At 42.1% G+C, this 26,236-nt stretch carries 29 protein-coding genes and 1 other annotated feature; of the genes, 26 read left to right on the top strand and 3 right to left on the bottom strand.

Features of this window, described 5'->3' with window-relative positions; genetic code table 11:
• Positions 1-11: 11 nt before the first annotated feature.
• The 12 genes from pilM (at position 12) to LC091_RS03195 (ending at position 10,694) form a co-directional block, all read left to right on the top strand.
• Positions 12-995, top strand: coding sequence for a type IV pilus biogenesis protein PilM (gene pilM, locus LC091_RS03250; RefSeq protein ID WP_226680246.1), 984 nt, complete (start codon positions 12-14; stop codon positions 993-995).
• A complete protein-coding gene (locus LC091_RS03245) occupies positions 992-1,657 on the top strand; it encodes a PilN domain-containing protein (protein WP_226680245.1) in 666 nt (221 codons plus the stop codon). The genes pilM and LC091_RS03245 overlap by 4 nt, the downstream gene beginning before the upstream one ends.
• The gene (locus LC091_RS03240) at positions 1,654-2,361 is read left to right on the top strand and encodes a pilus assembly protein PilO (RefSeq protein ID WP_226680244.1); all 708 of its coding nucleotides are present in this window, start codon (positions 1,654-1,656) and stop codon (positions 2,359-2,361) included. Before LC091_RS03245 ends, LC091_RS03240 begins: the two co-directional genes overlap by 4 nt.
• A 165-nt stretch (positions 2,362-2,526) precedes the next feature.
• The gene (locus LC091_RS03235) at positions 2,527-3,645 is read left to right on the top strand and encodes a hypothetical protein (protein WP_226680243.1); all 1,119 of its coding nucleotides are present in this window, start codon (positions 2,527-2,529) and stop codon (positions 3,643-3,645) included.
• Between the two features lie 354 nt (positions 3,646-3,999).
• Positions 4,000-4,557 (top strand): Maf family protein, encoded by a 558-nt coding sequence (locus LC091_RS03230; protein WP_226680242.1) that lies wholly within the window; start codon positions 4,000-4,002, stop codon positions 4,555-4,557.
• Between the two features lie 74 nt (positions 4,558-4,631).
• Complete coding sequence (radC, locus tag LC091_RS03225) at positions 4,632-5,303, top strand: RadC family protein (protein WP_226680501.1); 672 nt, start codon at positions 4,632-4,634, stop codon at positions 5,301-5,303.
• 193 nt (positions 5,304-5,496) lie between these two features.
• On the top strand, positions 5,497-6,513 hold the full coding sequence (locus tag LC091_RS03220) for a rod shape-determining protein (protein ID WP_010195904.1): 1,017 nt from the start codon (positions 5,497-5,499) through the stop codon (positions 6,511-6,513).
• A 14-nt stretch (positions 6,514-6,527) separates the two neighbouring features.
• Positions 6,528-7,418 carry a rod shape-determining protein MreC gene (mreC, locus tag LC091_RS03215; RefSeq protein ID WP_226680241.1) on the top strand — a complete coding sequence of 297 codons (891 nt, stop codon included), beginning with the start codon at positions 6,528-6,530 and terminating at the stop codon, positions 7,416-7,418.
• Positions 7,415-7,939 carry a rod shape-determining protein MreD gene (gene mreD, locus LC091_RS03210; protein ID WP_226680240.1) on the top strand — a complete coding sequence of 175 codons (525 nt, stop codon included), beginning with the start codon at positions 7,415-7,417 and terminating at the stop codon, positions 7,937-7,939. Before mreC ends, mreD begins: the two co-directional genes overlap by 4 nt.
• Before the next feature lie 196 nt (positions 7,940-8,135).
• Entirely contained in the window at positions 8,136-8,855 is a 720-nt protein-coding gene (gene minC / locus LC091_RS03205) for a septum site-determining protein MinC (RefSeq protein WP_264179202.1), read from the top strand.
• Positions 8,856-8,858: 3 nt separating this feature from the next.
• Positions 8,859-9,659 (top strand): septum site-determining protein MinD, encoded by an 801-nt coding sequence (gene minD, locus LC091_RS03200; protein WP_226680239.1) that lies wholly within the window; start codon positions 8,859-8,861, stop codon positions 9,657-9,659.
• Positions 9,660-9,716: 57 nt separating this feature from the next.
• Positions 9,717-10,694, top strand: a complete 978-nt coding sequence (locus tag LC091_RS03195; protein ID WP_226680238.1) for a glycerophosphodiester phosphodiesterase family protein — start codon at positions 9,717-9,719, stop codon at positions 10,692-10,694.
• A 35-nt stretch (positions 10,695-10,729) separates the two neighbouring features.
• On the opposite strand, the gene LC091_RS03190 is transcribed toward LC091_RS03195, so the two are convergent.
• The gene (locus LC091_RS03190) at positions 10,730-11,971 is read right to left on the bottom strand and encodes a PulJ/GspJ family protein (protein ID WP_226680237.1); all 1,242 of its coding nucleotides are present in this window, start codon (positions 11,969-11,971) and stop codon (positions 10,730-10,732) included.
• Between the two features lie 47 nt (positions 11,972-12,018).
• Between LC091_RS03190 and LC091_RS03185 the strand changes: the two genes are divergently transcribed.
• The 12 genes from LC091_RS03185 (at position 12,019) to pheA (ending at position 21,447) form a co-directional block, all read left to right on the top strand.
• On the top strand, positions 12,019-12,528 hold the full coding sequence (locus LC091_RS03185; protein WP_226680236.1) for a prepilin-type N-terminal cleavage/methylation domain-containing protein: 510 nt from the start codon (positions 12,019-12,021) through the stop codon (positions 12,526-12,528).
• A 14-nt stretch (positions 12,529-12,542) separates the two neighbouring features.
• A complete protein-coding gene (locus LC091_RS03180; RefSeq protein ID WP_226680235.1) occupies positions 12,543-13,388 on the top strand; it encodes a hypothetical protein in 846 nt (281 codons plus the stop codon).
• Between the two features lie 107 nt (positions 13,389-13,495).
• Complete coding sequence (locus LC091_RS03175; RefSeq protein WP_226680234.1) at positions 13,496-14,278, top strand: M23 family metallopeptidase; 783 nt, start codon at positions 13,496-13,498, stop codon at positions 14,276-14,278.
• Positions 14,271-15,140: a M50 family metallopeptidase gene (locus LC091_RS03170; protein ID WP_319003630.1), complete on the top strand. Its 870-nt coding sequence runs from the start codon at positions 14,271-14,273 to the stop codon at positions 15,138-15,140. The genes LC091_RS03175 and LC091_RS03170 overlap by 8 nt, the downstream gene beginning before the upstream one ends.
• A 241-nt stretch (positions 15,141-15,381) precedes the next feature.
• Positions 15,382-16,812, top strand: coding sequence for an Rne/Rng family ribonuclease (locus LC091_RS03165; protein WP_226680233.1), 1,431 nt, complete (start codon positions 15,382-15,384; stop codon positions 16,810-16,812).
• A gap of 58 nt (positions 16,813-16,870) precedes the next feature.
• Positions 16,871-16,959: a sequence feature (ribosomal protein L21 leader region), on the top strand.
• Between the two features lie 15 nt (positions 16,960-16,974).
• Positions 16,975-17,283, top strand: a complete 309-nt coding sequence (gene rplU / locus LC091_RS03160) for a 50S ribosomal protein L21 (RefSeq protein ID WP_226680232.1) — start codon at positions 16,975-16,977, stop codon at positions 17,281-17,283.
• A gap of 15 nt (positions 17,284-17,298) precedes the next feature.
• Positions 17,299-17,625: a ribosomal-processing cysteine protease Prp gene (locus LC091_RS03155; RefSeq protein WP_226680231.1), complete on the top strand. Its 327-nt coding sequence runs from the start codon at positions 17,299-17,301 to the stop codon at positions 17,623-17,625.
• Between the two features lie 12 nt (positions 17,626-17,637).
• Positions 17,638-17,928 (top strand): 50S ribosomal protein L27, encoded by a 291-nt coding sequence (gene rpmA, locus LC091_RS03150; protein WP_010195927.1) that lies wholly within the window; start codon positions 17,638-17,640, stop codon positions 17,926-17,928.
• Between the two features lie 219 nt (positions 17,929-18,147).
• Positions 18,148-18,678 (top strand): Spo0B C-terminal domain-containing protein, encoded by a 531-nt coding sequence (locus LC091_RS03145; protein WP_226680230.1) that lies wholly within the window; start codon positions 18,148-18,150, stop codon positions 18,676-18,678.
• A gap of 56 nt (positions 18,679-18,734) precedes the next feature.
• Entirely contained in the window at positions 18,735-20,018 is a 1,284-nt protein-coding gene (obgE, locus tag LC091_RS03140; RefSeq protein ID WP_226680229.1) for a GTPase ObgE, read from the top strand.
• Positions 20,019-20,087: 69 nt separating this feature from the next.
• Entirely contained in the window at positions 20,088-20,531 is a 444-nt protein-coding gene (locus LC091_RS03135) for an ACT domain-containing protein (RefSeq protein ID WP_010195933.1), read from the top strand.
• 55 nt (positions 20,532-20,586) lie between these two features.
• Positions 20,587-21,447, top strand: coding sequence for a prephenate dehydratase (gene pheA, locus LC091_RS03130; RefSeq protein WP_226680228.1), 861 nt, complete (start codon positions 20,587-20,589; stop codon positions 21,445-21,447).
• A 548-nt stretch (positions 21,448-21,995) separates the two neighbouring features.
• Here pheA and LC091_RS03125 read toward each other — a convergent pair.
• A complete protein-coding gene (locus LC091_RS03125; RefSeq protein WP_226680227.1) occupies positions 21,996-22,532 on the bottom strand; it encodes a transcription repressor NadR in 537 nt (178 codons plus the stop codon).
• 4 nt (positions 22,533-22,536) lie between these two features.
• Positions 22,537-23,679 (bottom strand): IscS subfamily cysteine desulfurase, encoded by a 1,143-nt coding sequence (locus LC091_RS03120; RefSeq protein ID WP_226680226.1) that lies wholly within the window; start codon positions 23,677-23,679, stop codon positions 22,537-22,539.
• A 133-nt stretch (positions 23,680-23,812) separates the two neighbouring features.
• Here LC091_RS03120 and nadB point away from each other — a divergent pair, with 133 nt between their 5' ends.
• Both nadB and nadC read left to right on the top strand, forming a co-directional pair.
• Positions 23,813-25,435, top strand: coding sequence for an L-aspartate oxidase (gene nadB, locus LC091_RS03115; RefSeq protein ID WP_226680225.1), 1,623 nt, complete (start codon positions 23,813-23,815; stop codon positions 25,433-25,435).
• The gene (gene nadC / locus LC091_RS03110) at positions 25,392-26,234 is read left to right on the top strand and encodes a carboxylating nicotinate-nucleotide diphosphorylase (RefSeq protein WP_226680224.1); all 843 of its coding nucleotides are present in this window, start codon (positions 25,392-25,394) and stop codon (positions 26,232-26,234) included. Before nadB ends, nadC begins: the two co-directional genes overlap by 44 nt.
• Positions 26,235-26,236 lie beyond the last annotated feature (2 nt).

The raw sequence follows: 26,236 nt of genomic DNA, 5'->3' as shown, positions 1-26,236 counted from the left end.
GAGCTTTTTGGATGGAATTTTCGTTTCTGCAACCAAAGCAAAACAACTTCATAAATATTATTATCCGTGACCATGTCATTCGAATGGTAGAGTTGAAGAGTTTAGATCCTCTCACCGTTAAACGCACAAATGAGCGTTTTTTGCCACCAAATATTGTTCGTGATGGAAAGATTGTCGATGAGAATATTTTTCGTCTAATTTTAGAGGAATGTGTGGAAGACTGGGGACTGAAACGTAAGCATGTCCGTTTTGTCGTTCCAGATCAATACGTCGTCACTCGAAAACTGACCATTCCGTCTATCATTATGGATGATGAGATCATTGGTCACTTGTATTTGGAGTTAGGTTCCACCATTCACTTGCCTTTTGAGGATCCGGTATTTGATGTTCATGTTCTTCATCGCTCGGAAAAGACGGAGCTTGTGCTCTTTGCGTCTCCTGAAGAAGTGGTAACACAGATGTCCACCTTACTTGAAGAAAGTAAACTTAAGCCTGCTGCAGCAGATGTTTCCGCACTTTGTCTGTATCGCCTTTATTATGAATTTGGTCAGCGTAATGAACAGGATCATCTATTAGTCGTTCATTTTGACGTGAGCTGTATTACTCTGAGCATCTTCGTGAACCATGTTCCTGTGTTTATGAGGACCGTTGCCTTCCCTCAGGACATGAAGGTTTGGGAAGTATCGGTTACCAATACACAGCTGGAATGGGCAGGGGATATTGTTCAATTTAATGTCTTCTTAGAGGATTTCATCGTCGAAGTGGAGCGGATCATGAACTTCTTCCGTTACTCCTTAAATCAAGGAAATGAGGAAATCAACCGAATTCTTCTTCATGGTGACCATCCGAACTTTCCGTTAATATTGTCAAAACTACGAGAAAAGATTTCTGTAAAAGTAGATACGTTTGAGCAGGATGTTTATACACAAGACCAAGAGACGGTTGACCCGAAATACTACTATTCTTTAGGGTTGGCATTAAAAGAGGTGCAATGATGTTAGTTGATATCGACTTATTACCAAAGAGAAAATCACGAAATATCACCACACCTCTTGTGTATGGCATTTGTGCCTTTTTCCTATTGTTTGTAGCTATCATTCTTTTTACTTTTTCTAATATGGTTAATAATGATGTCCAAACTGCTGAACAGGATCTCGAGATGACGCAGCAATTACGGATTGCAAAAGAAGAGGCGATGAACCGTCCACAAAACTCTTCTTCGGCACAACGTTTGGAAGATACGGTAGCTTGGGCCGAGGAGTATCCGTTGGAAATGGTTCCAGTGATGCAGGATTTGATTAGGCTCTTGCCAGAACGCGGGTTCATTCAAAGTTTTTCTTATGATGAGACAGGTCTTCTAAATCTTTCGGTTCAGTTTGACGAATCAAGAGATGCAGCTTACTTTCTCTATCATTTAAATGAATCTCCTCAATATCATTCTATTGATCTTTCATCCATCTCAACTGTTGATGTTGGAGACGAAGATTCGGTGGATGTCCTGCCTAGGTATGTAGGTCAATATACGCTTGGATTTGACCGAGCTGCCTTTCAGTCAATGGATGAATTAGAAGAGGAAGAAACAGAGGACGGTACGGAGACAGAAACCGACACAGAAACCGACACCGATACCGATGAGGACGGAGGCGAAGAACTATGATGATTGAACTGCAACGAAAACATTATGTTCTTCTAAGCTCCTGTGTTCTTCTTATTGTATTAGGAATTGCCGGTTTCTATTATGTGTCCTATGCACCAAAGGAAGTACGAGCAGAACAGCTACAACAAGAAAAAGCTATTGAAGAGCAGCTTATTCAAGTGTTAGAGCAACAAGAGGAAACCGCCCAAGCTAATGGAAACACAACGGTAGAATTACAGCGTAAAATTCCTGTTACTCCTTTTTTAGAACAACTTATTTTAGAATTAGAAAAAGCAGAAGTGCTGTCTGAAAGTACAATTGTCAACATGTCTTTTGGAGAAGGGGAATTTATTCCTGCTTCTACTCTGGAAGACTATGAGACGATGCATGATGAAGAGGAAGAGACAGTGCAAGAGGAAGCGTATCTACCTGAAGGGTTAAAAAAAGTGACGGTCAATCTCTCTGTTGAATCGGAAGTATATGAGGATCTCTCAACTTTTCTTAGTTCATTAGAAAGTTTGACTAGAATCACTCAGATAGAATCGGTCAGCTTTACTGGTCAGCCGGAAGTTACCTCAACTGAACAGGAACTGCAACCATTAACGTATTCTGTTACACTTTCCGCTTTCTATCATCCAGAGTTGGAAGATCTAATAGAGGAACTTCCTCCTTTATCCGTTCCTGAACCTGCTAACCGAATCAATCCATTTCTCGACAATAACTAAATTATTTCCGTGGAAATGGTCGAAATTATTGGATCATCAAAGAAAGTGTCGGAAAAGAATTAGGACAAGACGACAAAAGTCTTGTTCTTTTTTTTATGGCCTATGATAGGATGAAACAAATCTGACCAAGACAAAAATTGTCAAAAGTACACGGAGGTGGGAAAAGTGGACAATCACCAGGTGAAAATAAAAATAAACGGGAAAGAAAGTTCATACAGCCACGGCAAAAAGAAGAAAAAGAACAAAAAGGAAAGTGTCCAATCTCAGCAAAAAGAGGTCCCGGTAAAAGATGATTTCCCTGAAGAGGAACTACCAATCATCATTGTGGATGAATCCGCAGCGGCAGCGGAGAAAAAGGAAGAAGAGTTTGAATGGGTCCTTCCAGAAGAAACACCAGCACCATCAAAAAACAATAAAGATACTTCAACTAAGCCCTCTTATATTGAAGATCTCCGCCAGCTTAATAAGGAAAAAGGAAAAGGATCCAAAGTGCGTCCGGCCCCATTTGGAAAAAAGAAAAAATTGGTCCCTCCATCTTTCTCAAAACAATTATTAGTATCTATAGGTATGGCGATTGGTATTGGTACTTGCCTCGGTTTTCTCATTCTTGGGGTTATGAACATGTCAGAATCACCGGTTAATCCTTCAGTTCCGACGGCTGCCCCGGCTACTACAGACACGACTGATACTCAAGAGACCCCTGCTTCAGTCAATGGAGATGGAACTGCGACTATCCCTGCTCAAAGTATATCCGTTCTTCAAGCAGGCGCTTTTTCCACAATGGACGGTGCCAACGCGGAAATGGACAGGTTGAAAGCTGCCGGTTTCCCTTCAGTCGCTGTCGGATCTGAACCTACTTTTGTCTTGATGGCTGTAGGACACAGTGTGGATGGAATGAAGCAAATTGCAACGGGTGTTCAAGCTAAAGGATTTGAACCTTTTGCAAAAGAACTAACTTTATCAGAAAAAACAATGGACTCACTGACGCAACAGGACACACTATTGTTGCAAGAGGGACAAGTGCTATACAATCAGCTAACGGTGGCAACAGCTCAACTTTTACAAGGCAGCTCTCTTGACAGCGCTACAGTGGAAAGCCTGAATGCTTCCTTTGAAAAAGTGGCAGCCATTAAAGAAGCAGAACTTACAGACGCAACAAAAGGCTGGAAAACATCTCTTTCCGGCGCTTTTGAAGACATCAAATCATACCAAGAATCCAACAGTGCAGAAACCCTATGGAACGCTCAACAAAAACTACTAGACGCAACCGCGTTTCTATATTAAAAGTTAAGTGGATTGGAGCGAAAGGCACTTGGCTCCTCGAAAATGCTACGCATTTTCTTCGTGTGATGAATTGCTGTCGATGTATTCCTTGTCCTGCGGGAGGAGGGGACAGGGGAGACCCCACAGGCGAAGCCGAGTAGGCTCCCAGACCGCACGCGGAAAGCAAGTGACTGTAGCGGAAAGTAACGTTAAACTTAAATCGTAAGCCTCAAAAACAATTTTTGAGGCTTTTTTCCTGCCTAAAAAACAATCTTTCCAAAACCCTATAAGATATTTGTTCTTACTACTTTTTTTGTGATAGGATTAACCTGTATCTCTCGAAAATTTTTGACTACTAGCGGAAGGTGATAAAACATGAAACCTCTTATTTTAGCCTCAGGATCCCCCAGAAGAAAGGAACTTCTCCAACAAGTACATCTCCCATTTACAGTCAAGGTAAGCAACATCGAAGAAACCTTTGACCCAGAACTTTCACCAGAAGAAATCGCCACTTCTCTTGCCTATCAAAAAGCGAAAAGTGTTTTTCAAGAAAATCAAGAAGCCGTTGTAATCGGCTCTGATACGATTGTCGTCCTTGGCGATAAGGTTCTTGGAAAGCCGGAAAGTGAAGAAGAGGCAAGAGCCACATTACGAACACTAAGTGGAAACACACACCATGTCATCAGTGGAGTGGCTATTCTCAGTCAGGATAAAGAAGTAACGTTTTATGAAAAGACATCTGTTACGTTTTGGGAACTGACAGATGAAGATATTAATTTCTACATTGAATCAGGAGAACCGATGGACAAGGCTGGTTCTTATGGTATTCAAGAAGTAGGAGCTCTTTTTGTAAAAGAAATTAAAGGAGATTACTTTTCTATTGTGGGACTTCCGCTTTCAAGAACGGTTCGTGAACTGAAAAGCTTTCGATAAAATGGCCGTTGCATGACCCTCCGCATAATAAGAGGAGGAAGAAAGAATTGGAATCCACTAAAACCACTGCACTAATGATTAAAGATTACCCAGAAGATCAACGGCCAAGAGAAAGAATGGTTCAGGATGGGCCAAAAAGCCTGTCCAATCATGAACTATTAGCAATCCTGCTTCGTACAGGTTCGAAAGAGGAATCGGTTCTGCAACTGGCAAACAAGTTATTAGTAAACTTTGAAGGCCTGAGATTGCTAAAGGACGCTTCTATTGAAGAGATTACGGATACAAAAGGAATAGGGAAGGTGAAGGCTGTCCAATTAATGGCAGCGGTGGAGCTTGGGAGAAGAATACACCGTTTGCAATATGAGGACAGGTATGTCATCCGATCACCTGAAGATGCAGCTAATTTTGTCATGGAAGACATGCGCTTTTTATCACAAGAGCATTTCGTCTGCCTTTACTTGAATACAAAAAACCAGGTTCTCCATCAACAGACCGTATTCATTGGAAGTTTGAATGCGAGCATTGTGCATCCGCGCGAGGTGTTCAAGGAAGCTTTCCGGCGTTCTGCAGCATCCTTCATTTGTATCCATAACCATCCATCAGGTGACCCAGCTCCTAGTCGTGAGGACATAGATGTGACAAAACGATTGAGTGAGTGCGGAAAGCTTATCGGCATAGAGCTTTTGGACCATTTAATCATTGGCGATCAGAAGTTCATCAGTTTGAAAGAAAAAGGCTACGTGTAAGTACTATGCTTTTTTGACATCCTACGCTATAATATTACTCATGAGTTTGGAAGGACAACCTTCTTAATCCATCAACTTTCTACAATAAACGTTATCCACATGTTAATGAAAATATAAGGGCATGCTTCGTCCGTTTAATCACTTTTCATTTACCACTATTACGCATTAGTATCAGAAAGGGAGATACACTTATATGTTTGGAACGAGAGATCTTGGTATTGACTTGGGAACAGCCAATACATTAGTTTTTATTAAAGGAAAAGGGATTGTAGTCCGTGAGCCGTCTGTTGTGGCGCTGCAAACTGACACAAGATCCATTGTTGCTGTCGGGAACGATGCAAAGAACATGATCGGTCGTACGCCGGGGAATGTTGTCGCATTACGTCCGATGAAAGATGGAGTTATTGCTGATTACGAAACAACGGCAACGATGATGAAATATTATATTAAACAAGCGTTAAAAAACAAAAGCTCCTTTTCCCGCAAGCCTTATGTGATGGTATGTGTACCATCAGGCATTACAGCAGTTGAAGAAAGAGCTGTAATTGATGCGACTCGCCAAGCAGGTGCGCGTGACGCATACCCTATCGAAGAGCCTTTTGCAGCAGCAATCGGTGCGAATCTTCCGGTTTGGGAACCAACGGGAAGCATGGTAGTAGATATCGGTGGCGGTACGACAGAAGTTGCGATCATTTCCCTAGGTGGAATTGTTACCAGCCAGTCCATCCGTGTTGCTGGTGATGAAATGGATGATGCGATCATCGCTTATATCCGTAAAAACTACAACCTGATGATCGGGGAACGTACAGCGGAAGCGTTGAAACTTGAAGTTGGATCTGCAGGAGATCCAGAAGGTATTGAACCGATGGATATCCGTGGACGTGACCTGTTAACAGGTTTACCAAAAACGGTTGAAATCACAGCTAAGGAAGTTGGAGAAGCGCTAAAGGATACAGTAACTGCTATTGTAGATTCTGTTAAAGCAACATTAGAGCGTACTCCACCAGAATTAGCATCTGACATTATGGACCGTGGAATTGTCCTAACTGGTGGCGGAGCTTTACTTCGCAACTTAGATAAAGTAATTAGTGAAGAAACGAAAATGCCGGTTATTATTGCTGAAAATCCATTGGATTGTGTTGCTATCGGAACAGGCAAAGCATTAGATTATATTGATGAGTTTAAAAAGAAATCAAGAGATTATCGCTAAGTAGGTGTTAAGTCATGCCACAATTTTTCCTCAATAAAAGGTTGATTATTTTGTTGGTGAGCTTAATTTTTCTGGTGGCATTGATTGGTTTCTCTTTAAAAGAACGGGACGATTTGACATGGCCTGAACAGTTTGTTAAAGACACGACAGGCTTTGTCCAATCTATCTTTTATAGACCCGCACATGTTGTCGCGGGTTTCTTTGATAATGTAGGATATCTAAAGGATACGTATGAAGAGAATAAAGTGCTGCGTGCTAGACTAGAAGAATATGCTCTCTTAGAAACGAAAGTCCAGAAGCTAGAACAAGAAAATGAAGAATTTCGCGAAGTGATCGGCGAGCTTGATTCACTGAGCGATTATGAACCAAAACCTGCTACAGTGATTGGCAGAAACCCAGACCAATGGGTCGAACAAATCACACTGAATAAAGGTAAGCAAAATGGCGTGGAAAAAGATATGGCCGTCATCACATCAGGCGGATTGATCGGTAAAATCAAGCAGGCCAATGCTTTCACTTCCACTGTCCAATTGTTGAGTTCATTGGATCCTAAGAATCGAATCTCTGCATACATACAAGGAGAAGAAGATATCTTCGGATTGATCGAAGGATATGACGAAGAAAAGGGAGCCCTGTTATTGAAACGGATTCCTCACCAAGCGGAAGTAAAAGAAGGAGAGACCGTGCTGTCCTCAGGTCTTGGCGGTGTATTCCCTGAAGGATTGATGATCGGAGAAGTAACTGAAGTAGTGGCAGATGAGTATGGTTTAACGCAAATGGCCTATGTGAAGCCTGCAGCTGATTTCTATGACATCAACCAAGTTATGATTGTCAAACGCACAATAATTTCCGCTGAAGAACCAGGAGAAACAGAAGAAGCAACTGAAGAGGGGGGCTCTGAGTGAGAAAATACGTCTTACCCGCCCTGCTTCTTTTCTTGTTTATCCTGGAAAGTATAAGTGTCGACTTCTTTGGACTGCATAGTTTCAATGAAAACTGGATTATCGTGCCAAGGTATATGCTGATTGTCATCGCTTTATGTGCCATCTATACAAGTCCGTATGTAGGTTTAATATGCGCGATGCTTTTCGGCTTTTTGTACGATATAGTCTACACAGAAATACTAGGTGTCTATCTGTTTGCTTTCGGAATATCGGTTTACATTGTGTCTAGTATCTTACGTTTTGTGAATACAAACTACTTGATCTCTTTCCTGATGGTCTTGGTTTCCATCTCCATAACAGAGCATCTTGTTTTTGGCATTCACTCCCTTATCGGAACGACCGAACTGACACATTCCGACTTCCTATCCATACGCATGATACCAACACTCATCTTCAATGCCATCATCGCATTGTTCCTGCTCTTCCCAATCAAACTGTTCATGGAACGCCTAGCAATCGAGCAGAAAGATGAGTTGACTTAATTTTGTAAGTGATTTTTAAGTTTAAAAGAATACCCCTGGAACGGAAATCTACAGGAGTTACAAGGGATAATATAAATTTTGTAAGTTTCCTATTAAAGCCCCATCCCCATTCAAAGGGACGGGCTTTTCCAATACATACTAATTCTAGCAATCTTTTTTTATTTTATGAGTATAGGAAAAAGGAAATAGAAGGACGATGTCGAATTATATACTTGTTGAGGTGAACGTCGTGAATAGACAAAAACAACAGTATGTAACCATTAAGGGCACAAAAGAGGGGCTAACCCTGCATCTCGATGATACATGCTCATTTCAAGAGCTTTTAGCTGAAATAGAAGCAAAACTAACGTCGAATAGCAATCCAGACGAAACCCCGCTCCTTGGAGTACGATTAAAAGTCGGGAATCGTTTTCTAACCAATAAGCAGCAGGAAAAACTGCGAGATGTAATACGAAGCAAGAAAAACTTTATCGTGGAAGATATCGAAAGCAATGTCGTCACAAAAGAACAGGCCATTCAGTGGAAAAAGGAATCAGAAATCGTTCCTGTTGCACGAATGATTCGTTCAGGTCAAGTCCTGGAGGTAGAGGGTGACCTTCTTCTTATTGGCGATGTCAATCCCGGTGGAACAGTGAAGGCAGGCGGCAATATCTTTATCCTTGGTGCATTACGCGGCAGCGCATATGCCGGGCTTCAAGGTAAAAAAGATGCCGTCATTGCAGCGAGCTTGATGAAGCCAACCTTGCTTTCTATCGATAACACGATAAACCGCGCTCCAGATTTAAGTGAGCAACTAGAAGGAAGCAGTGAAATGGAGTGCGCCTATATAAATGATTCAGATCAAATTGTCATAGACCGCTTACAATTGCTTTCACAACTAAGACCGATGTTAACACGGCTTGAAAGGAGAATGTAACAAGTGGGAGAGGCTATCGTAATTACTTCTGGTAAAGGTGGAGTAGGCAAGACAACAACATCTGCAAATATCGGGACGGCTCTTGCCTTACAAGGAAAAAGGGTATGTTTAGTAGATACAGATATCGGGCTTCGCAACCTCGATGTTGTCATGGGGCTTGAAAACCGTATTATCTATGACTTGGTGGACGTGATCGAAGGACGTTGTAAAACGCACCAAGCTTTAATCAATGATAAACGCTTTGAATGCTTAAAGCTCCTGCCTGCCGCTCAGACGAGTGACAAGTCGGCAGTAAAGCCTGAACAGATGAAGAAACTCGTTGCAGAGTTAAAGCAAGACTATGATTATATTATTATAGATTGTCCTGCAGGAATCGAACAAGGCTTCCAAAACGCCATTGCCGGCGCAGACAAAGCCATTGTCGTGACCACGCCTGAAGTTTCTTCTGTTAGAGATGCAGACCGTATTATCGGCCTGCTTGAAAAAGAAGAAAACATGGAACCACCAAGACTTGTCGTCAACCGTATTCGTAACCACATGGTGAAGAACGGTGAGATGCTAGATGTAGATGAAATTGTATCCATCCTAGCAATTGATATCATCGGAATTGTAGCAGACGATGACAGTGTCATCCGCGCTTCCAACAGCGGTGAACCAATCGTTATGGATACAACAAGTAGAGCGTCCATTGCCTATCGCAACATCGCAAGACGAATCCTAGGTGAATCCGTTCCACTTCAATCCCTTGAAGATGAGAATAAGGGAGTTATGTTTAAAATTAAAAAATTCTTTGGTGTACGCTAAGGAAATGATGAGGCCGTCTCCTATTTTAGGGGCGGTTTTGTTTTGGGAAAAGGGGTCATGAGGAAATTGAAAAAAATTAAAAAGACATTCAAATATATTGGCATAGGCATGATTTTATTGATTGGTTTTATGTTCTTGAATAACACCTCACTTTTTATGGATAAGGAGAATAGTGATCCTAAGCTACTGGCTCATAGGGGTGTTCATCAAACATTTTCAATGGACGGAATAAAGTGGGACTCTTGTACAGCGGAGAGAATTTATGAACCTGAGCATTCTTATATCGAAAACACGATTGCATCGATGGAAGAAGCTTTCCGACTTGGAGCAGATGTGGTGGAGCTGGACGTGCATCCTACAACAGACGGGGAGTTCGCCGTTTTTCATGACTGGACATTGGAGTGTAGAACAGACGGAGAAGGAGTGACCCGAGAACATACGATGGAAGAACTGCGTCAATTGGACGTAGGATATGGTTATACTGCTGATGGCGGAAAGACATATCCTTTACGTGGAAAAGGGAAGGGTTTTATTCCGACGCTCGGGGAAGTGTTGGAACAATTCCCTGATAAGGAACTTCTGATTCATATAAAAAGCGATGACCCAGAAGAAGGTGTTTTACTGGCAGATTATATAAAAAGCAATCCTCAAAGGAATATGGAGAGCTTAGCCGTTTATGGTGGGAATCAGCCTATTAATAGTCTTAAAGAAGAGATGCCTGATATGAGGGTGATGTCCAAAGGTACAATGAAAAGCTGTCTAATTCCATATATCGCCATCGGTTGGACAGGCTATGTTCCGGAAGCCTGTGAAGAAACCCAGCTGCATATTCCTGAAAAAATAGGACCGTTTTTATGGGGCTGGTCAGGCAAATTTCAGCAGCGAATGGATAAAGTGGATACAAGGGTAATCATTGTTGCAGGTGATGGTGGATTTTCTGATGGGTTTGATTCAGAGGAGGATATGGAGAGAGTTCCGGATAACTTTTCGGGGTATATTTGGACGAATCGGATTGAAGTAGTGAATGTTAAATAAATCGAAGCTAGCTCAAATAATGAGCTAGCTTTTCCTCAAGGCTTATTTACTACAGTGATTTTATTCAGGGCAGGATTTGTACAAGAGTCAGCATAAACAACAACCGGTTCAGGTTCAAAGGAGAATGAAGCTCTTCCTTCCACACAAATACTACCGTTATTCATTGTAATAGGCTTTTCAAAAATTCCAGCATTCCCTACTATTATTTTGGCTCCATTAGCGAGAGTGATCTTTTGAGCGAATAAGTTGTTTTCTACATAAAGTTCCGTGTTGCTTTTTAATATTAGATCACTCGTGAATCTTGCAGAATCACCTACATAGATGTCGGACTTTGACTCTAATGTAGTTTTAGAAGCTTGTAATCTATTTCCGATGATTAGTGAAGCATCTTTTTTTAGTTCTAGGTCTCCTGAAAGTCTAGCGTTAGAGAAGACGTTTAGTGTGGAACTTTCTTGAAGTACTGTTTTCCCTTTATTATAAAAACTTTCCGATATGTCCAGAGTCCCCGAAGATAGTTCTAAATTTTCCACAAATAAGCTCTTAGGAAAGCTACCACATTTCCCCTCTTTATTTGGTGGAAAGTTAAGAGTTCCGTTGTCTTTATAATTATGGTTTGTATCGTCGTATTTACAACTATTTAAGTCACCATTAGATAACTCTTTATATTGTGTAAAATCATCATTGTCAATTTCCTGAAACACTACTTGCTCTGTTGTTTCACTAGGGTTTGGCACTTCACCCGGAAGCTCTTCTTCATTTTCTTCCCACTCCCTTAAAACTTCATCAAGGGGTGTAATCCTCGCAATAGCTGTATTCATATCAAATTCTTGGCCTTGATTGTTTACTAGTGTGAATTTCACCAACAGTGGAGAATAAATATCTACACTATTAATACAATCATTTGTGCTTTCAATTGTTTTGTATGAGTCAGGGGTATTAACTGCATTAATGAATTCTACATTTTTAAATTTATAGTTTTCATTTCCTAAGGAATTAGTTAAAGTAGTGTCTAAATAAATTTTTTCATTAGATTCGTAACATAAAGAGTAAGAATAGGGCGCTTCATTTGAATCTGGCTCTTGATGTATTTGTCGCAATTTGGTAATAATTAAATTAGCTTCTTGTCTTAGGGCATTGTGCTCATAGGTCGTTTTATTTTGCTTAGCGGCAGAAACAAACACACTTGTTGCAAGGCCAATAACTATGGCCCCAATAACAATGGTTGCAAGCAACTCTATTAGAGTTAGGCCACGCTCATTTTGAAGATACTTTTTCATTTTTTCACCACTTTATCCACAAATTTTAAAAGAACAGTAGGTTGGTTATGTTGAAATTTACTAGGGAAAAGATAAATAATGACAGTGGTTTCACTTTGTTGGAGGTATTGGTATCAATTGTCATATTAAGTATCATAATTTTATCATTCTTAAGCTTTTTTTCACAAGCATTGCTTTTTTCTGTTAAAGAGGAGGATAATCTAGTTGGTGTAAATATTTCAGAAAGAATTTTGTATTATGTCGAAGGAAGTAGTACAATAGAATCAGTTATAAGTGCCAATACATACTCCTGTGATGCGGAACCTCATTCTTTAGTATCGTACATTGCAGATCAAGACCCTCAAGATGAATGGCAAACCTACCCTCCAGATTTAACAAAACTTTTCTTTACGCAAAATAATAGGACTTACTACTCATATGTTACCATATGTCAATCGGCAGAGGAAACAGATTTAAGGCTGCATCGTGTACATATCAAAACATATCAATCTATGAATAATTCTAACCAGGATAGATTTATTTATGAAACCTATCAATATATAAACCTGTTTGAATAGAAGGGGGATTTAAGTTGAATGTAGTTAGGAATGATAAAGGCTATACTATTCTAATTGTTCTTCTTACCATCGTAGTTATTGGTTTGATAGCACCGCCATTAATTAACAGCGTTATGAGCAGCTCCCTTCAAAATCAAAAAACAGAAGAAAATGTTCAACTCGAGAATTTAACAGAGATGGGAATCCATTATTTTAGAAATGATGTAGCGAAAAATATTACAGCTGGAGGCATGACAACAACAAAAAATCCGGATGAAATTATGTCCGCCTTAAAAAAGATAGATGAAGCGGAGTTAATTCAGCTAGATACAGACAGTGGAACGATGAAGTATCGAGTAGGTTACATTAATGAAGTTCGATTTGACCCTGAGGACTCTAACTACATATTAATTGACTATATGAGTGAAGCATATGTAAATGATGCTAAAGACGAGAAAGCTGAAACTTATCGTTTAAAGTATACAGGTCAACCTGTGAATGGTGGAGACAATGAAGATGAAGTTCAACCTCCTCCGACTAGTGGAAATGATAGAGCTTGCTTAGACTTGAACAGTAAAAATGGAAAAATACATCTCTCTGGACAAACGTATTGCTATCTTAATGGTAGTTTCGTAATTGATGAGCTAATCAAGATAACTGGTCAGGCTAAACTAGAGATTGATGGTTCTGTTGTTTTTCGCAAATCCGTTGATATTGCAGGACAAGGGACCTTAGATATATTTGGAGCAAGTCATTTCAATGAGAATGTCTTTGTAAGAGGGAATGGGATAATAGTTATTGATGGTTCTGTTCAATTTGACAAAATGCCTTCCAAAAAAGGCAACGGAAGTATCAAATATAATAACCGGGAATACAATTAAACTTTCTCTTTATAGGGAAAGTTTTTCTTTTTACACAAGACCGCCGTCATATCCTCCCCGGACAAGTCATAAAATGGTACAAACCTATTTGCGGGAAGGGTGTTTGTATGAATGATCGGATTGCGGAAATTAGAAGAAGGGCCGCAAAGAGAAGACGGCAGCGGCAGAATCAGTTGCCGAAACGAAATAACATAGGGTCAACACAACAGCTTGTGAGGGATGAGGAAAGGTATGGAGGTTCTAGTTACACCTCTTATGAGGGGGGACCTGATGGAGGTGGAGGGCATCCCTTATTTAACAAGGAGCTTTTCTTGTTTAAGATTTTGGCATCGGCGATTCTTGTGTTGGTGGTAGCCATCATGTTCCAGAATCCTACGAGTACTTTTGAAAAGCCGCGTCAGTTTGTTTCAGAAACAATGGAGCAGAGTTTTCAATTTGCAGCGTTCACATCTTGGTACGAGGAGAAATTCGGTAAGTCCTTGGCGTTGTTACCGTTACCAAACACCACAGATCAACCAAACGTCAATGCGGATGATTATGTCATCCCGGCTTCTGGACGAGTTTTCGAAAGCTTTGAGGCGAACGGGCAAGGCGTGATGGTGGAAACGATGGCCCATTCTAATGTGGAGGCCATGAATGGTGGGTTTGTGTCGTTTGTTGGGAACAGGGAGGATACAGGCAAGACAATCATTATCCAGCACCCTGATGATAGTTATACGTGGTATGGGCAGCTTGGGGAAGTAGATGTGAAGCTTTTTGACTTTATTGAAACAGGCGATGTGCTTGGCAAAACGACGGTGCTTGAGGACGGTTCAAAAGGGATGTTTTATTTTGCCATCCAAAAAGATAATGAATTTATCGACCCTATGCAGGTGATCTCATTTGAATAATAAATGGCTGAGGCTATTACAGAAGATTCATGTACATCCACTGATGTGGTTTCTCGCCGGGTTGGCCATTTTAACCGCCAATTTCCGGGAGCTGCTTATCTTATTTTTTATTGTATTTATTCATGAGTTGGGCCATGGAGTTGCGGCGACGCATTACAACTGGCGCATCAAACAGGTGTTGTTGCTGCCATTTGGCGGGGTTGCCGAAATGGAGGAGCATGGCAACCGTCCGTTGAAAGAGGAGCTGGTCGTAACACTTGCCGGTCCCTTGCAGCATGTATGGCTTTCAGCGGGCGCCTTTTTTCTTTTTAAGCTTGGCTATCTTTCCGCAGGGATGTGGGAGATGTTCTTTACTTTTAATATCATGATCTTCCTGGTGAACCTATTGCCGATCTGGCCGTTGGATGGTGGGAAAATCATGGGGCTGCTGTTTAGTCGCACGTCAGCCTTTGCGCAGGCGCACGAGCGAACTTTGCAGGCTTCCTTTGTGTTTTTAGCGCTTTTTTGTGCAACTTATCTGGTCATTGACCCGTTGCACATTAATATTTGGATTATCACAGTGTTCCTGTTTTTTTCCTTATATACAGAGTGGAAGCAGCGGCACTTTGTTTTTATGCGATTTTTGATGGAGCGGTACTATGGAAAAAATAATACGTTTTCTACCATAACGCCAATTGTGGTGGATGAAAAAGAAAAGATCCATCAGGTGCTTCAAAAATTTAAGCGGGACTGCAAGCACAATATTATCGTGATGAAGGGGAAGGACAAACAGCCTCCGCTTGATGAAAATGAACTGCTGCATGCTTATTTCAAGGAGAAGTTGACGACAATTGATATAGGAGATATCCTGTATTCATACTAGGTTCTTTTCGTATACGGTGTTGGTTGTCGTATTTTTATCACAACCGTTTTTATTGTTGCTGTCGTGCTCTTTTCTTGGAATAACAGAGAAAGGTTCCATGCCACATTTAGAGCAGCTCAGCGGTAAAAAGTCTAAAAGCTGACTTTTTACTAAAAAATAACAACAATAATTGAGAAAAGAGCCTCACTAAAACTTCACTTCGAAAGCTGAGGCTAATTCATTGATAGAGTTAATTATGGACATGAAGGCGACAGAAAAAAGAGTCGCGATAAAAGAGGATGATAAAATTGTTGAGCTGCTGATTGACCGGCCGACATCTCATCCAATAGAAGGGAATATTTATATTGGTCGCGTTGTGAATGTCCTGCCAGGCATGCAAGCCGCTTTTGTTGATTTTGGACAAAAGAAGCCAGGATATCTTCATCGCGACCATTTATGTTCTTATCAGACCTCCACGCTGTCTAAAACGGAAAAGGAACAGAAAGGGATTTCCCATTTTGTCCATCAGGGAGAAGCAATTCTCGTGCAGGTTGTGAAGGAGGGTGAAGGGACGAAAGGCGCCAAGTTGACGGGGCTGATAGAGTTTCCCGGGACACATATTGTGTACCAGCCATACGGAAAGTACAAAGCCATCTCCAAGAAAATGTCGGATGTTAAAAGGAAGGAGTGGCGTAGTCTTTTGCAAGAGTGGCTGACTTTGGATGAAGGAGTTATTTTACGAACAGCAAGTGAGCATGTTGCTTCAGAAGTGGTCGAGGCAGAACTCCTTGAGTTGCAGCGACAGTTCCTCGAGGTGCAGGAGAAACAAAGTGCGTCAGTCAAGGTGCCTTCACTTGTCCATGAAGAGGATCATTTTTTATCCAAAATAATTCGGGAGATTCCACCTGCTGAGGTGAAACTTGTAGAAGTGGATGATGCGGAGACCTCGCAACTTCTAAAAAAGAAAGGCTATCCTGTTCGCTTTTATCAAGGCAAGGAGGGCATTTTTAAAAGAAGAGGGATGGAACAGGAGCTTGAAAAAGCGTTAAAACGAATTGTGTGGCTGCCAAGCGGAGGGTACATTATTATCGAACATACTGAAGCGATGACGGTCATTGATGTGAATACTGGAAAATACATAGGAAAAACGGGGCTGCAAGAGACCGTGTTGAAAACCAATTTAGAGGCTGCAGTAGAGATTGCGAGACAGCTGCGTCTAAGGGAAATTGGTGGCATCATTATTGTTGATTTTATTGATATGGCTAGTGATGGTGAGCGGGAGCAGGTGTTGCGCAAGGTGAAGGATGCGGCTCGGAAAGATCGCTCCCATGTCAGAGTGATTGGCTTTACGGAATTAAACTTGCTTCAGTTAACCCGCAAGAAAGTTCGGGAGCCATTGACGAAGATGTTGCTGCAGCCGTGTTCACCTTGCGACGGCAAAGGTGAGGTGTTTTCATTGGATACCGTCACTTATCAGTTGGAACGCGAACTTTTGGAGTTCAAAGGAAGCGATGTTGACGCGGTTGTTGTAGAATCAAGTTCAGAAGTAGTGGACAAACTGATGGGGTTGCCTGATATAATGGAACGAAGTGGTCTTCAGATTTATTTTATAAAAAATGACGGAGTACCACGTTTTGATATACGTTTTGCCGGATCTATCGAGGATGCGAAAGAAAGGGTAAAAACGCTGTGAAACCTTATTGACATAAGGGTTTAGAATATGCTAAGATGTTCTTTGTTAGTTTGTAGCACCCGTGCTACAACCGCACAGTCCAGGTTCCGTGAAATATGAGCGTAAATTCGTTACATATACCTGATACTGGCGAGTCTGAGTCTATTGAGGAGGTGCAAGAGAATGTACGCAATTATTGAAACAGGTGGTAAACAAATCAAGGTTGAAGCAGGTCAAACGATCTACATCGAGAAACTTGATGGAGCTGCTGGAGATGTAGTAACTTTCGACAAAGTTCTTTTCGTTGGTGGCGACAATGTTAAAGTTGGTAGCCCACTAGTAGCGGGAGCAACTGTAACGGCTAAAGTTGAAAAACAAGGTCGTGCGAAGAAGCTTACTGTATTCAAGTACAAAGCGAAGAAAAACTACCGTAAAAAACAAGGTCATCGTCAACCTTACACAAAAGTTACTGTTGATGCAATCAACCTGTAATTTAAAGGTGATCGGATGATTAAAGTTACAATTAAACGAGATGATCACAAGTTGATCCAATCGTTTACCATAACTGGACATGCTAACTTTGCCAAAAAGGGTGCAGACATTGTGTGTGCCGGTGTTTCGGCCGTATCTTTCGGTGCGGTGAACGCGGTCATGTCATTATGTCAAGTTACTCCTGATATTGAGCAAGGGGCAGATGGATTTTTAAAGTGTTCGGTCCCATCCGGCTTGGATGAGTCGACATTTGAAAAAGTACAACTGTTGCTAGAAGGTATGGTTGTGTCTTTAGAGACGATTGAACGTGACTATGGAAATTATATAACCATTTCTAAGTAGGAGGTGGAATACATGTTAAGATTAGATCTTCAGTTCTTTGCTTCCAAAAAGGGAGTAGGTAGTACTAAAAACGGTCGTGACTCTCAATCCAAACGTCTTGGCGCTAAGCGTGCAGACGGTCAACAAGTTTCTGGTGGTTCTATTTTATACCGTCAACGCGGTACTAAAATTTACCCAGGAGCAAACGTTGGACGTGGAGGAGACGATACATTGTTCGCGAAGGTTGACGGAATCGTTCGTTTCGAGCGCCTAGGCCGTGACCGCAAACAAGTTAGCGTATATCCTGTTGCTCAAGAAGCATAATTCCAAAGGAACTCTAGCCTATGTTTAGGTTAGAGTTTTTTTAATGCAAGCGATTATAAGTTGATAATAAGCGATAATGAATTAGCGCTTTGTGGTTCCCTTCGACATAAAGGTCTAAAATCCTTTAGGGGTCTGACCCCCTTTTCTTCTTTTTTTGTGCTATAATCGACATAGTCAAGAAGGTATTGGAATTAAAGTTTGGACTAGGAGTACGGTATTATGAGAAATAGAGGGACGTTGGATGTGTTGCGTCATTCGAGGCATGATTGGCTTAATCGCATTCAGTTGATTAAGGCGAATTTGTCGCTTGGACGTTTGGAGCGAGTGAATAATTTGATAGAGGAGATTGTGCTTGAGGCCAATCATGAATCCAACTTGACGAATTTACAAGCCCCTGCATTTGCGGAATATCTGATTACTTTCCATTGGGAACCGAGACTCTTTTCGATGGAATATGAAATAATCGGAGAGCCTGTAAATCTGTCAAAAGCGGATGAGCTATTGTGCAAATGGATTTCTTCTTTGTTTACCGACCTGGAAAATGCGGTAAACAAAAAAGCAGATAACCATTTGTTTTTAAGTTTGCATATAGAAGAAGCGGAAGTTCGTTTCTTTTTTGATATAAATGGAATACTAGAAGATACAGACTTTTTAACGGAGTGGCTGCAAGTACAGCCGGATGGTTTCTCAGTGATTGGACAAGAAATAAATCCTGAGCAGAGTTCCATCCAAGTGTCTTACAAGCTTTAAAAAATGAACGCAAAAGGTGTTTTATCAACCTTTTGACATATCGGAGTGAATAATCAATGTTTGTCGATCAGGTCAAGATTTATGTAAAAGGTGGCGACGGCGGGAACGGAATGGTTGCCTTTCGTCGTGAAAAATATGTACCGGATGGGGGACCAGCCGGCGGTGATGGTGGAAAAGGAGCGGACGTTATTCTTCAAGTAGAAGAAGGCTTGCGTACCTTGATGGATTTCCGTTACAAGCGTCACTTTAAAGCAAACCGTGGAGAGCACGGAATGTCCAAAAACCAGCACGGAAGAAATTCTGAATCCATGATTGTTAAGGTTCCACCGGGAACTGTCGTCATGGATGACGATACAAAAGAAACATTGGCTGACTTAACAGAGCACGGCCAGCAATATGTTGTAGCAAAGGGTGGCCGTGGAGGTCGCGGGAATACACGTTTCGCGACACCAAGAAACCCAGCTCCAGAAGTTGCTGAAAACGGGGAACCAGGTCAAGAGCGCTATGTTGTTCTTGAGTTGAAAGTTCTTGCGGATGTAGGACTTGTTGGCTTCCCAAGTGTAGGGAAATCCACACTTCTTTCCGTTGTTTCTGCAGCAAAACCGAAAATCGCTGAATACCATTTCACGACTATCGTACCTAACCTTGGGGTAGTAGAAACGGAAGACGGCCGCAGTTTTGTTATGGCCGATCTGCCAGGTCTAATTCAAGGTGCGCATGAAGGTGTAGGTTTAGGACATCAATTCCTTCGTCACATCGAGCGTACTCGTGTCATCATCCATGTAGTGGATATGGGCGGATTAGAAGGCCGCGATCCATATGAGGATTACAAGACAATCAACGAAGAGTTAAAAGAATACAACCTGCGTCTGACAGAACGTGCCCAAATTGTTGTAGCAAACAAAATGGACATGCCTGATGCAGAAGAAAATCTTGAAATCTTCAAGCAACAAGTTGGCGAAGATGTGAAGGTGTTCCCTATCTCTGCCCTAACTCGCAGCGGTCTGCGTGACCTTTTATATGCGGTGGCAGATGAGCTTGAGCATGCACCAGAATATCCATTATATGAAGAGGAAGCAATCGAGCAACGCGTGGTATACAAGCATGAAGAAGAAGAACTTCCATTCATGATTACACGTGATCCAGACGGTGCATTTGTACTGTCAGGTGAAAAACTTGAAAAACTGTTTGTGATGACGAACTTCAACCATGAAGAGTCTATCAAACGTTTTGCCCGTCAACTTCGTGGTATGGGAGTAGATGAAGCATTGCGTGCACGCGGTGCGAAAGACGGCGACATCGTTCGTCTACAGAAATATGAATTCGAATTTGTTGAATAGATTGGCCGGAGGGGATAATTCATATTATCCTCTCTTCTTTACATATACGAAAAGAAGGAGAGAGATCCGATGTTAGAGGAGAAGTTCTTTTTAGTGCGGGAAGATGTCCTGCCAGAAGCGATGAAAAAGTCAATTGAAGTAAAAGAAATGCTTGCACGCGGGAAAGTGGATTCCATTGCTGAAGCCGTACAAAAGGTAGACCTCAGCCGGAGTGCCTTTTACAAATATCGTGATACCGTTTTTCCGTTTCACACCATGGTAAAAGAAAAAATCATGACTTTATTTTTTCACTTGGAAGATCAAACAGGAGCATTATCGCAACTTCTTGCAACAGTGGCAACGGTCGGTTGTAACGTATTGACCATTCACCAGACCATCCCCCTGCAAGGAAAGGCAAACGTGACACTTTCCCTTGATATGTCTGGGCTAAAAGGTGATATCAACGCTTTACTTTCGATGCTGAAGCGATTAGAATTTGTAGATAAAGTAGAGATCTTAGGGACAGGCGCTTAAGTCTATTACAAGTGCAATCCTAAGGAAGCATAGTGGAGATAGGGGAGTAGAGAGCATGACAAGAATTGGATTTTTAGGACCGAAAGCAACATTTACTGACATGGCGGTGACAAAGTTTTTTCCAAGGTTTGATAAAAAAGCATTTTCCACCATTCCTGAATGCATGGATGCGGTATTAGAGGGAAAGGTCGATATGGCTGTTGTTCCACTTGAGAATGCAATTGAAGGATCTGTAAATGTCACACTTGATTACCTTATTCACGATTGTCCCTTGCCGATTGTCGGCGAGCTGACCATCCCAATTAGCCAGCATTTATTAGTGCACCCTGATCATATAAAAAATGGCGAAGAGCTGGAAGTGATCTATTCACATTCCCACGCGATCGCCCAGTGCCATAAATACTTACATAAAAACTATCCAAATGCAGTGTATGAAACCACTTCGTCCACTGCCGCTGCAGCAAAACTGATCTCAGACCATAGACTTTCCCAAAAAGCCGCCTGCATTGCAAATTCGCTAGCTGCCAAAGAATATAACTTAAATGTGCTGCAGGAAAATATCCACGACTATGACAACAATCACACCAAGTTTATTATCCTGCATCGTGATGAGACAGTGATGCTTCAAAATGAAGAACATGCTAATATTGGTGAAAAGACAACCCTGATGGTGTCGCTTCCCACTGACCAATCTGGTGCCCTTCACCAAGTGTTATCTGTATTCGCATGGAGAAAGCTGAACCTGTCGAAAATAGAGTCCCGCCCAATGAAAACGGGTTTGGGTAATTATTTTTTCATTATTGATATTAATGAGGAAGTGGAACATCCGTTAATCCCACCCGCGATTGAGGAGTTGGAGGCATTGGGATGCTCGGTGAAAGTGTTGGGGAGATATAATAGTTATTTGTTGAGGTAGTGTTGTTTTGTTTGGAAAAACCCGTCTGGGGGTGCTGAAGTGAGGGGAATCATTGGGCGGGTTTTTAGTTTTTGTGGAGTTGGGGATCCTATATGCCCGAAGCCTAGAATAAAGCAGGTGAATGGTCAAATAGAAGGGCTCTATACGCCCGAAGCGTGGAGGGAGCAGGGTGAAAAGTCTAATAAAACGGTCTATACGCCCGAAGCCGAGGAAAAAGTAGGTGAAAGTCTAATATAAATTTGCTTCTCCGCCCGAAAACGCCCCGCGAGTAGTAAAACGGTAACAGAGAAGCCGTCTCAATGCCCGAAACACCCACGAACTCCACCAAACGGTAACAGAGAAGCCGTCTCAATGCCCGAAACACCCACGAACTCCACCAAACGGTAACAGAGAAGCCGTCTCAACGCCCGAAACGCCCACGAACTCCACCAAACGGTAACAGAGAGACCGTCTCAACGCCCAACCCCCAAACACCAAACCGGTAACAGAGCCGCCACCCTGCACTCTAACTCAAGCTCCTAAGCAAGCCTCGCCCCTCCCCAATAACCCTATTCCACAACCATCCCAGCTTCCTTCAACGCCGTACACGCCGCATCAAGCTTCTCCTCAGAATCCGCTTCAATCGTATGCAAATGCGTTCCGTCCGTCAATTGCGACAAATAGGATGCATTGGTTTGCTTTATTTTTCGGATAAAAGCGTCCACTTCAGCGCGACTGGACACCATGACGGACGCGTTCAAGTCGCCATAAACAGGGTGCTCAATCCGGACATCTTTTACCGTCACGCCGTGGTCCACCAGAATATACAGTTCTTCTTTCGTTCGGTGCGGCTCATGGAAACTAACAATTATCCGCTCTTTTTTTACCTGCTCACCGAAGGGTTTCATATAAACGTAGCCTTGGCTGGTTGCAAGGATCGGTTCGTTTTTGGCTTTTAAGAGGGAGATGTCTTGGACGATGACTTGTCTGCTAACATTCGTCCTTCCAGCTAGCTCTCCTCCAGTCAGCGGCTTGTCTTCCGTCTGCAGCCAGTGCAAAAGGAGGTTTCTGCGTTCTTCTCCTAGTACTTTCTTTTCTTGCGTCATAAGTTTAGCCGCTCCTTTTCATGCGTTCTTCTATAATTTCCTTTAGAGCCTCTACAGCAAGGTCAAGATCTCTAAGTGTGGTTTGTTTTCCAAATGAAATGCGAATGAATTCTCGTGCTTCATCCGGTGTTTTCCCGGTGGCAATCATGGTTCTGGAAGGGGATTGGGATCCCATTTGACAGGCGCTTCCTGTAGAGATCGCAATGCCTTTTCGATTGCACTCAAGCATTACGTGCTGTCCTTCGACACCGGATAGTCGCAGTCCGAGGATATGCGGCAGACCTTGTACATGCTCGCCTTCCACTACAATCGGCAGCCAAGATTGCTGAATCAACCTTAGAAAATGAATTCGCATCGTTTCATATTTTTCTTTTAAATCTTGCATGGACGCCTCCATTTGCTGTGCAGCAGTCAAAAAAGAAGCGATGCCGGGAACGTCTACGGTTCCGGGGCGCATTCCTTTTTCGTGACTCGCACCTTCGTAAATGGACTTCCAAGTTGCTTTTGGATTGATATATAATGCCCCGACACCTTTTGGTCCATAAATTTTATGCGACGATATCGAGATGCTTGTAAGGTGGAGCTTCTCCACGTCTATTGGTATTTTACCAAATGTCTGGACACAATCGCTATGAAAGTGGATATTTTTCTCCTTTAGCAGTGCGCCGATTGCTTCAAGCGGCTGTAAAATTCCGGTTTCGGAATTGGCATGGTGGATGGAAACAAGGCATGTGTCCTCCCGTAATGCAGCTTTTAATTGCGAAAGTGCAATGATTCCATTGCCGTCAACAGGCAGCCAGGTTACCTCATAGCCTTCTTGTTCTAATGACTTGCAAAGGGAGTGAATGGACGCATGCTCTGTAGAGGTGGTAATAATGTGCTTCCCTTTATCCCCACACCCTTTCAAAAGCGTGCGAATGGCCAGAAGGTTTGCCTCACTTCCGCCGCTTGTAAAGTAAATGCCTTCCTTTTTCCCTGAAATTATCCGTGCAAGCTCGCCACGGCAGGTTTCCAACAAATCAGATGCAGTGGTGCCAGTGTCGTGTAAACTACTGCTGTTTCCATAATAATTTCTTGCCACATGTTGGTATGCCTCCAAGGATTCATTGCTCATTGGGGTAGTAGCTGCGTAATCGAGATAGATCATGTTTGAAAACTCCTTCCCCTAAATAGACTGCTAAATCTAGCAAACTCTCGGTCTTGTAAAAAATCTCTTGTCATTAGTATAGAAATATGTAAATATAGGTGTCAAGACACTTATATACACAGGAGGTTTTTTTGTGTCTAGTATACAGCAAGATGTCATTGTAGTTGGAAGTGGTTTATCTGCTTTGTTGACTGCAAATTATTTAAGTGAACACATGAATGTGATTATTTTCACAAAGTCTAGTAAAAATGATAATAATTCTTTCCTTGCACAAGGTGGAGTTGCTTGTGCCATCGAACATACAGATTCTTGGCAATTACATTACGAAGATACCATGGCCGCTGGTTGTTACCATAACGAGGAAGATGCGGTAGAACTCCTTACCAAATGTGGCCCAGGCGAGTTGCAAGCATTCATTCAAAATGGGATGCAGTTTGATCGGGACGGTCTGGGTGAATATTCACTTGGCATGGAAGGTGCCCATTCCAAAAGGAGAATTCTACATGCCGGAGGAGATCAAACAGGCAAAGAATTGATGGAATGGCTTCAATCAAGGCTGTCAAAAAAAGTTCTCATGGTGGAGCATGAGACTGTTATCAAGTTGCATGTTCATAACGATCATTGTTGTGGGGTGCAAACATACAATTCCAACGGGGAACGGACAAACTATTTTGCTTCAAAAGTGATCTTGGCAACAGGTGGAGCGGGATCGCTTTATCCTTATACTTCCAATAATGAAAGCATTACCGGCATGGCATTGTCGCTTGCGTATCAGGCTGGAGCTACGCTAACAGATTTGGAATTCATGCAATTTCACCCAACAATGCTGTCAGTAGATGAAAAAGCTGTTGGGCTTGTTTCGGAAGCAGTTCGTGGGGAAGGGGCATTTCTTCAAAATGTGAAAGGCCTTAGGTTTATGGAAAATGTACACCCAATGAAAGATCTGGCACCGAGAGATGTGGTGTCACGTGCAATTTTTCAAGAACTTGACAATGGAGAAAAGGTTTACCTGAATATCTCCAAGGTGGAACAATTCCAAACAAGATTTCCTGCCATCACTAGGCTATGTGCAACAAACGGCATTGACTTGAGTACCAATCTCATACCGGTTGTGCCGGGAGCTCACTTTTATATGGGTGGTATTTATACAAATGTAGATGGAGAAACATCTCTAAAAGGTTTGTACGCAGTTGGAGAGGCTTCCTGCAACGGAGTGCATGGGGCCAATCGATTAGCAAGCAACTCCTTGCTTGAGACCATTGTTTTCTCTAAGACACTTGCGGATCACCTTTTAAAAGGAAGTCATCATGAATTCTGGCATAAAACCTCAATTGAAAAAATGGATAGGGATTTGCTTCAGCAAAGAGCTGTGCCACTTCCATCAAAAGAAGAGATTCAACATATGATGATGAAGCATGCGGGCATTGTCCGACATGAGGATGGCTTATTAGAGTTAAAGAACTGGCTGGAGCTTTACCTGCCATACTTCAAGGCGATAAACCAACTAACAGAAATTTTGCCACTAAAAGAAATAGAAACCATTCACATGCTTCAATTATGCTATCTGATTACAGAAGCGGCCTTGCAACGTAAGGAAAGTCGCGGAGCTCATTTTCGTTCAGATTTTCCTATAGCAAAAGAATCTTGGCGACAGGTCCGGATTTTGCATGTTCAAAAGGATGGTAATGCAATGCGAAAGGAGAAAGAACTAGATGAATTCAATCATGCTGCAAGAGATGCTGCATCATTTTTATAAAGAAGATATCGGTGAAAAAGACTTAACGTCTGAAGCGCTTTTTGATGAAAAAGAGACAGGATCAGGAAGCTTTATAGCAAAAGAAAACGGTATTTTTGTCGGAGAAAAGATTGTGCAGGAGGCCATGCGGTTACTGGATCCAGACGTTCAAGTGACTCTTTTCAAAAAAGATGGAGACAGACTCGAAAAAGGGGAAGTCATTGCAAGAGCAGATGGTAAAATGCGCGCGTTACTTGGTGCAGAAAGAGTGACCCTGAATTTGATGCAACGTATGAGCGGGATAGCGACGCTGACTGCTGCTGCCGTCTCCGAGCTTAATAGCAATCATACAAAAATTTGTGATACCAGAAAGACAACTCCAGGCTTAAGAATGTTGGAAAAATACGCGGTCACCTGCGGAGGCGGTTATAATCATCGTTTTGGCCTTTACGATGGGGTGATGATTAAAGATAATCATATCGAGTTTGCGGGAAGTATTACAAACGCCGTTCGACTTGTCCGTGAAAAAGTAGGACATATGGTTAAGATTGAGGTAGAAACAGAATCGTTGTCTCAAGTGCAGGAAGCTGTCGAGGCGGGTGCTGACGTGATAATGTTTGATAACCGCACACCAGATGAAATAAAAGAATACATTCAGCATGTACCAAAACATATTACTACAGAAGCTTCTGGGGGCATCAATCTTACTAATCTGGCCACCTATCGGAAAACTGGTGTTGATTATATTTCTCTCGGTTTGCTTACCCATTCAGCAAAATCACTAGATATCAGTTTTAACGTTGGGGCGAAAGGGGTTTAATA

The organism is Sutcliffiella horikoshii, assembly GCF_020524325.1.
Taxonomy (GTDB): Bacteria; Bacillota; Bacilli; order Bacillales; family Bacillaceae_I; genus Sutcliffiella_A; species Sutcliffiella_A horikoshii_D.
The sequence above is the reverse complement of the archived record's forward strand: the minus strand, read 5'-3'. Positions and strand labels throughout refer to the sequence as shown.

Excerpts from the sequence above, each read along its gene's own strand:
- LC091_RS03195 (WP_226680238.1), top strand. The coding sequence starts at position 9,717 with ATGAGGAAATTGAAAAAAATTAAAAAGACATTCAAATATATTGGCATA.
- pilM (WP_226680246.1), top strand. The coding sequence starts at position 12 with ATGGAATTTTCGTTTCTGCAACCAAAGCAAAACAACTTCATAAATATT.
- LC091_RS03175 (WP_226680234.1), top strand. The coding sequence starts at position 13,496 with ATGAATGATCGGATTGCGGAAATTAGAAGAAGGGCCGCAAAGAGAAGA.
- nadC (WP_226680224.1), top strand. The coding sequence starts at position 25,392 with ATGAATTCAATCATGCTGCAAGAGATGCTGCATCATTTTTATAAAGAA.
- radC (WP_226680501.1), top strand. The coding sequence starts at position 4,632 with ATGATTAAAGATTACCCAGAAGATCAACGGCCAAGAGAAAGAATGGTT.
- LC091_RS03120 (WP_226680226.1), bottom strand. The coding sequence starts at position 23,679 with ATGATCTATCTCGATTACGCAGCTACTACCCCAATGAGCAATGAATCC.
- LC091_RS03125 (WP_226680227.1), bottom strand. The coding sequence starts at position 22,532 with ATGACGCAAGAAAAGAAAGTACTAGGAGAAGAACGCAGAAACCTCCTT.
- LC091_RS03155 (WP_226680231.1), top strand. The coding sequence starts at position 17,299 with ATGATTAAAGTTACAATTAAACGAGATGATCACAAGTTGATCCAATCG.
- obgE (WP_226680229.1), top strand. The coding sequence starts at position 18,735 with ATGTTTGTCGATCAGGTCAAGATTTATGTAAAAGGTGGCGACGGCGGG.
- LC091_RS03165 (WP_226680233.1), top strand. The coding sequence starts at position 15,382 with ATGAAGGCGACAGAAAAAAGAGTCGCGATAAAAGAGGATGATAAAATT.
- LC091_RS03190 (WP_226680237.1), bottom strand. The coding sequence starts at position 11,971 with ATGAAAAAGTATCTTCAAAATGAGCGTGGCCTAACTCTAATAGAGTTG.
- LC091_RS03245 (WP_226680245.1), top strand. The coding sequence starts at position 992 with ATGATGTTAGTTGATATCGACTTATTACCAAAGAGAAAATCACGAAAT.
- rpmA (WP_010195927.1), top strand. The coding sequence starts at position 17,638 with ATGTTAAGATTAGATCTTCAGTTCTTTGCTTCCAAAAAGGGAGTAGGT.
- LC091_RS03230 (WP_226680242.1), top strand. The coding sequence starts at position 4,000 with ATGAAACCTCTTATTTTAGCCTCAGGATCCCCCAGAAGAAAGGAACTT.
- LC091_RS03185 (WP_226680236.1), top strand. The coding sequence starts at position 12,019 with ATGTTGAAATTTACTAGGGAAAAGATAAATAATGACAGTGGTTTCACT.
- pheA (WP_226680228.1), top strand. The coding sequence starts at position 20,587 with ATGACAAGAATTGGATTTTTAGGACCGAAAGCAACATTTACTGACATG.
- rplU (WP_226680232.1), top strand. The coding sequence starts at position 16,975 with ATGTACGCAATTATTGAAACAGGTGGTAAACAAATCAAGGTTGAAGCA.
- LC091_RS03220 (WP_010195904.1), top strand. The coding sequence starts at position 5,497 with ATGTTTGGAACGAGAGATCTTGGTATTGACTTGGGAACAGCCAATACA.
- LC091_RS03145 (WP_226680230.1), top strand. The coding sequence starts at position 18,148 with ATGAGAAATAGAGGGACGTTGGATGTGTTGCGTCATTCGAGGCATGAT.
- mreC (WP_226680241.1), top strand. The coding sequence starts at position 6,528 with ATGCCACAATTTTTCCTCAATAAAAGGTTGATTATTTTGTTGGTGAGC.
- LC091_RS03240 (WP_226680244.1), top strand. The coding sequence starts at position 1,654 with ATGATGATTGAACTGCAACGAAAACATTATGTTCTTCTAAGCTCCTGT.
- minC (WP_264179202.1), top strand. The coding sequence starts at position 8,136 with ATGTCGAATTATATACTTGTTGAGGTGAACGTCGTGAATAGACAAAAA.
- LC091_RS03135 (WP_010195933.1), top strand. The coding sequence starts at position 20,088 with ATGTTAGAGGAGAAGTTCTTTTTAGTGCGGGAAGATGTCCTGCCAGAA.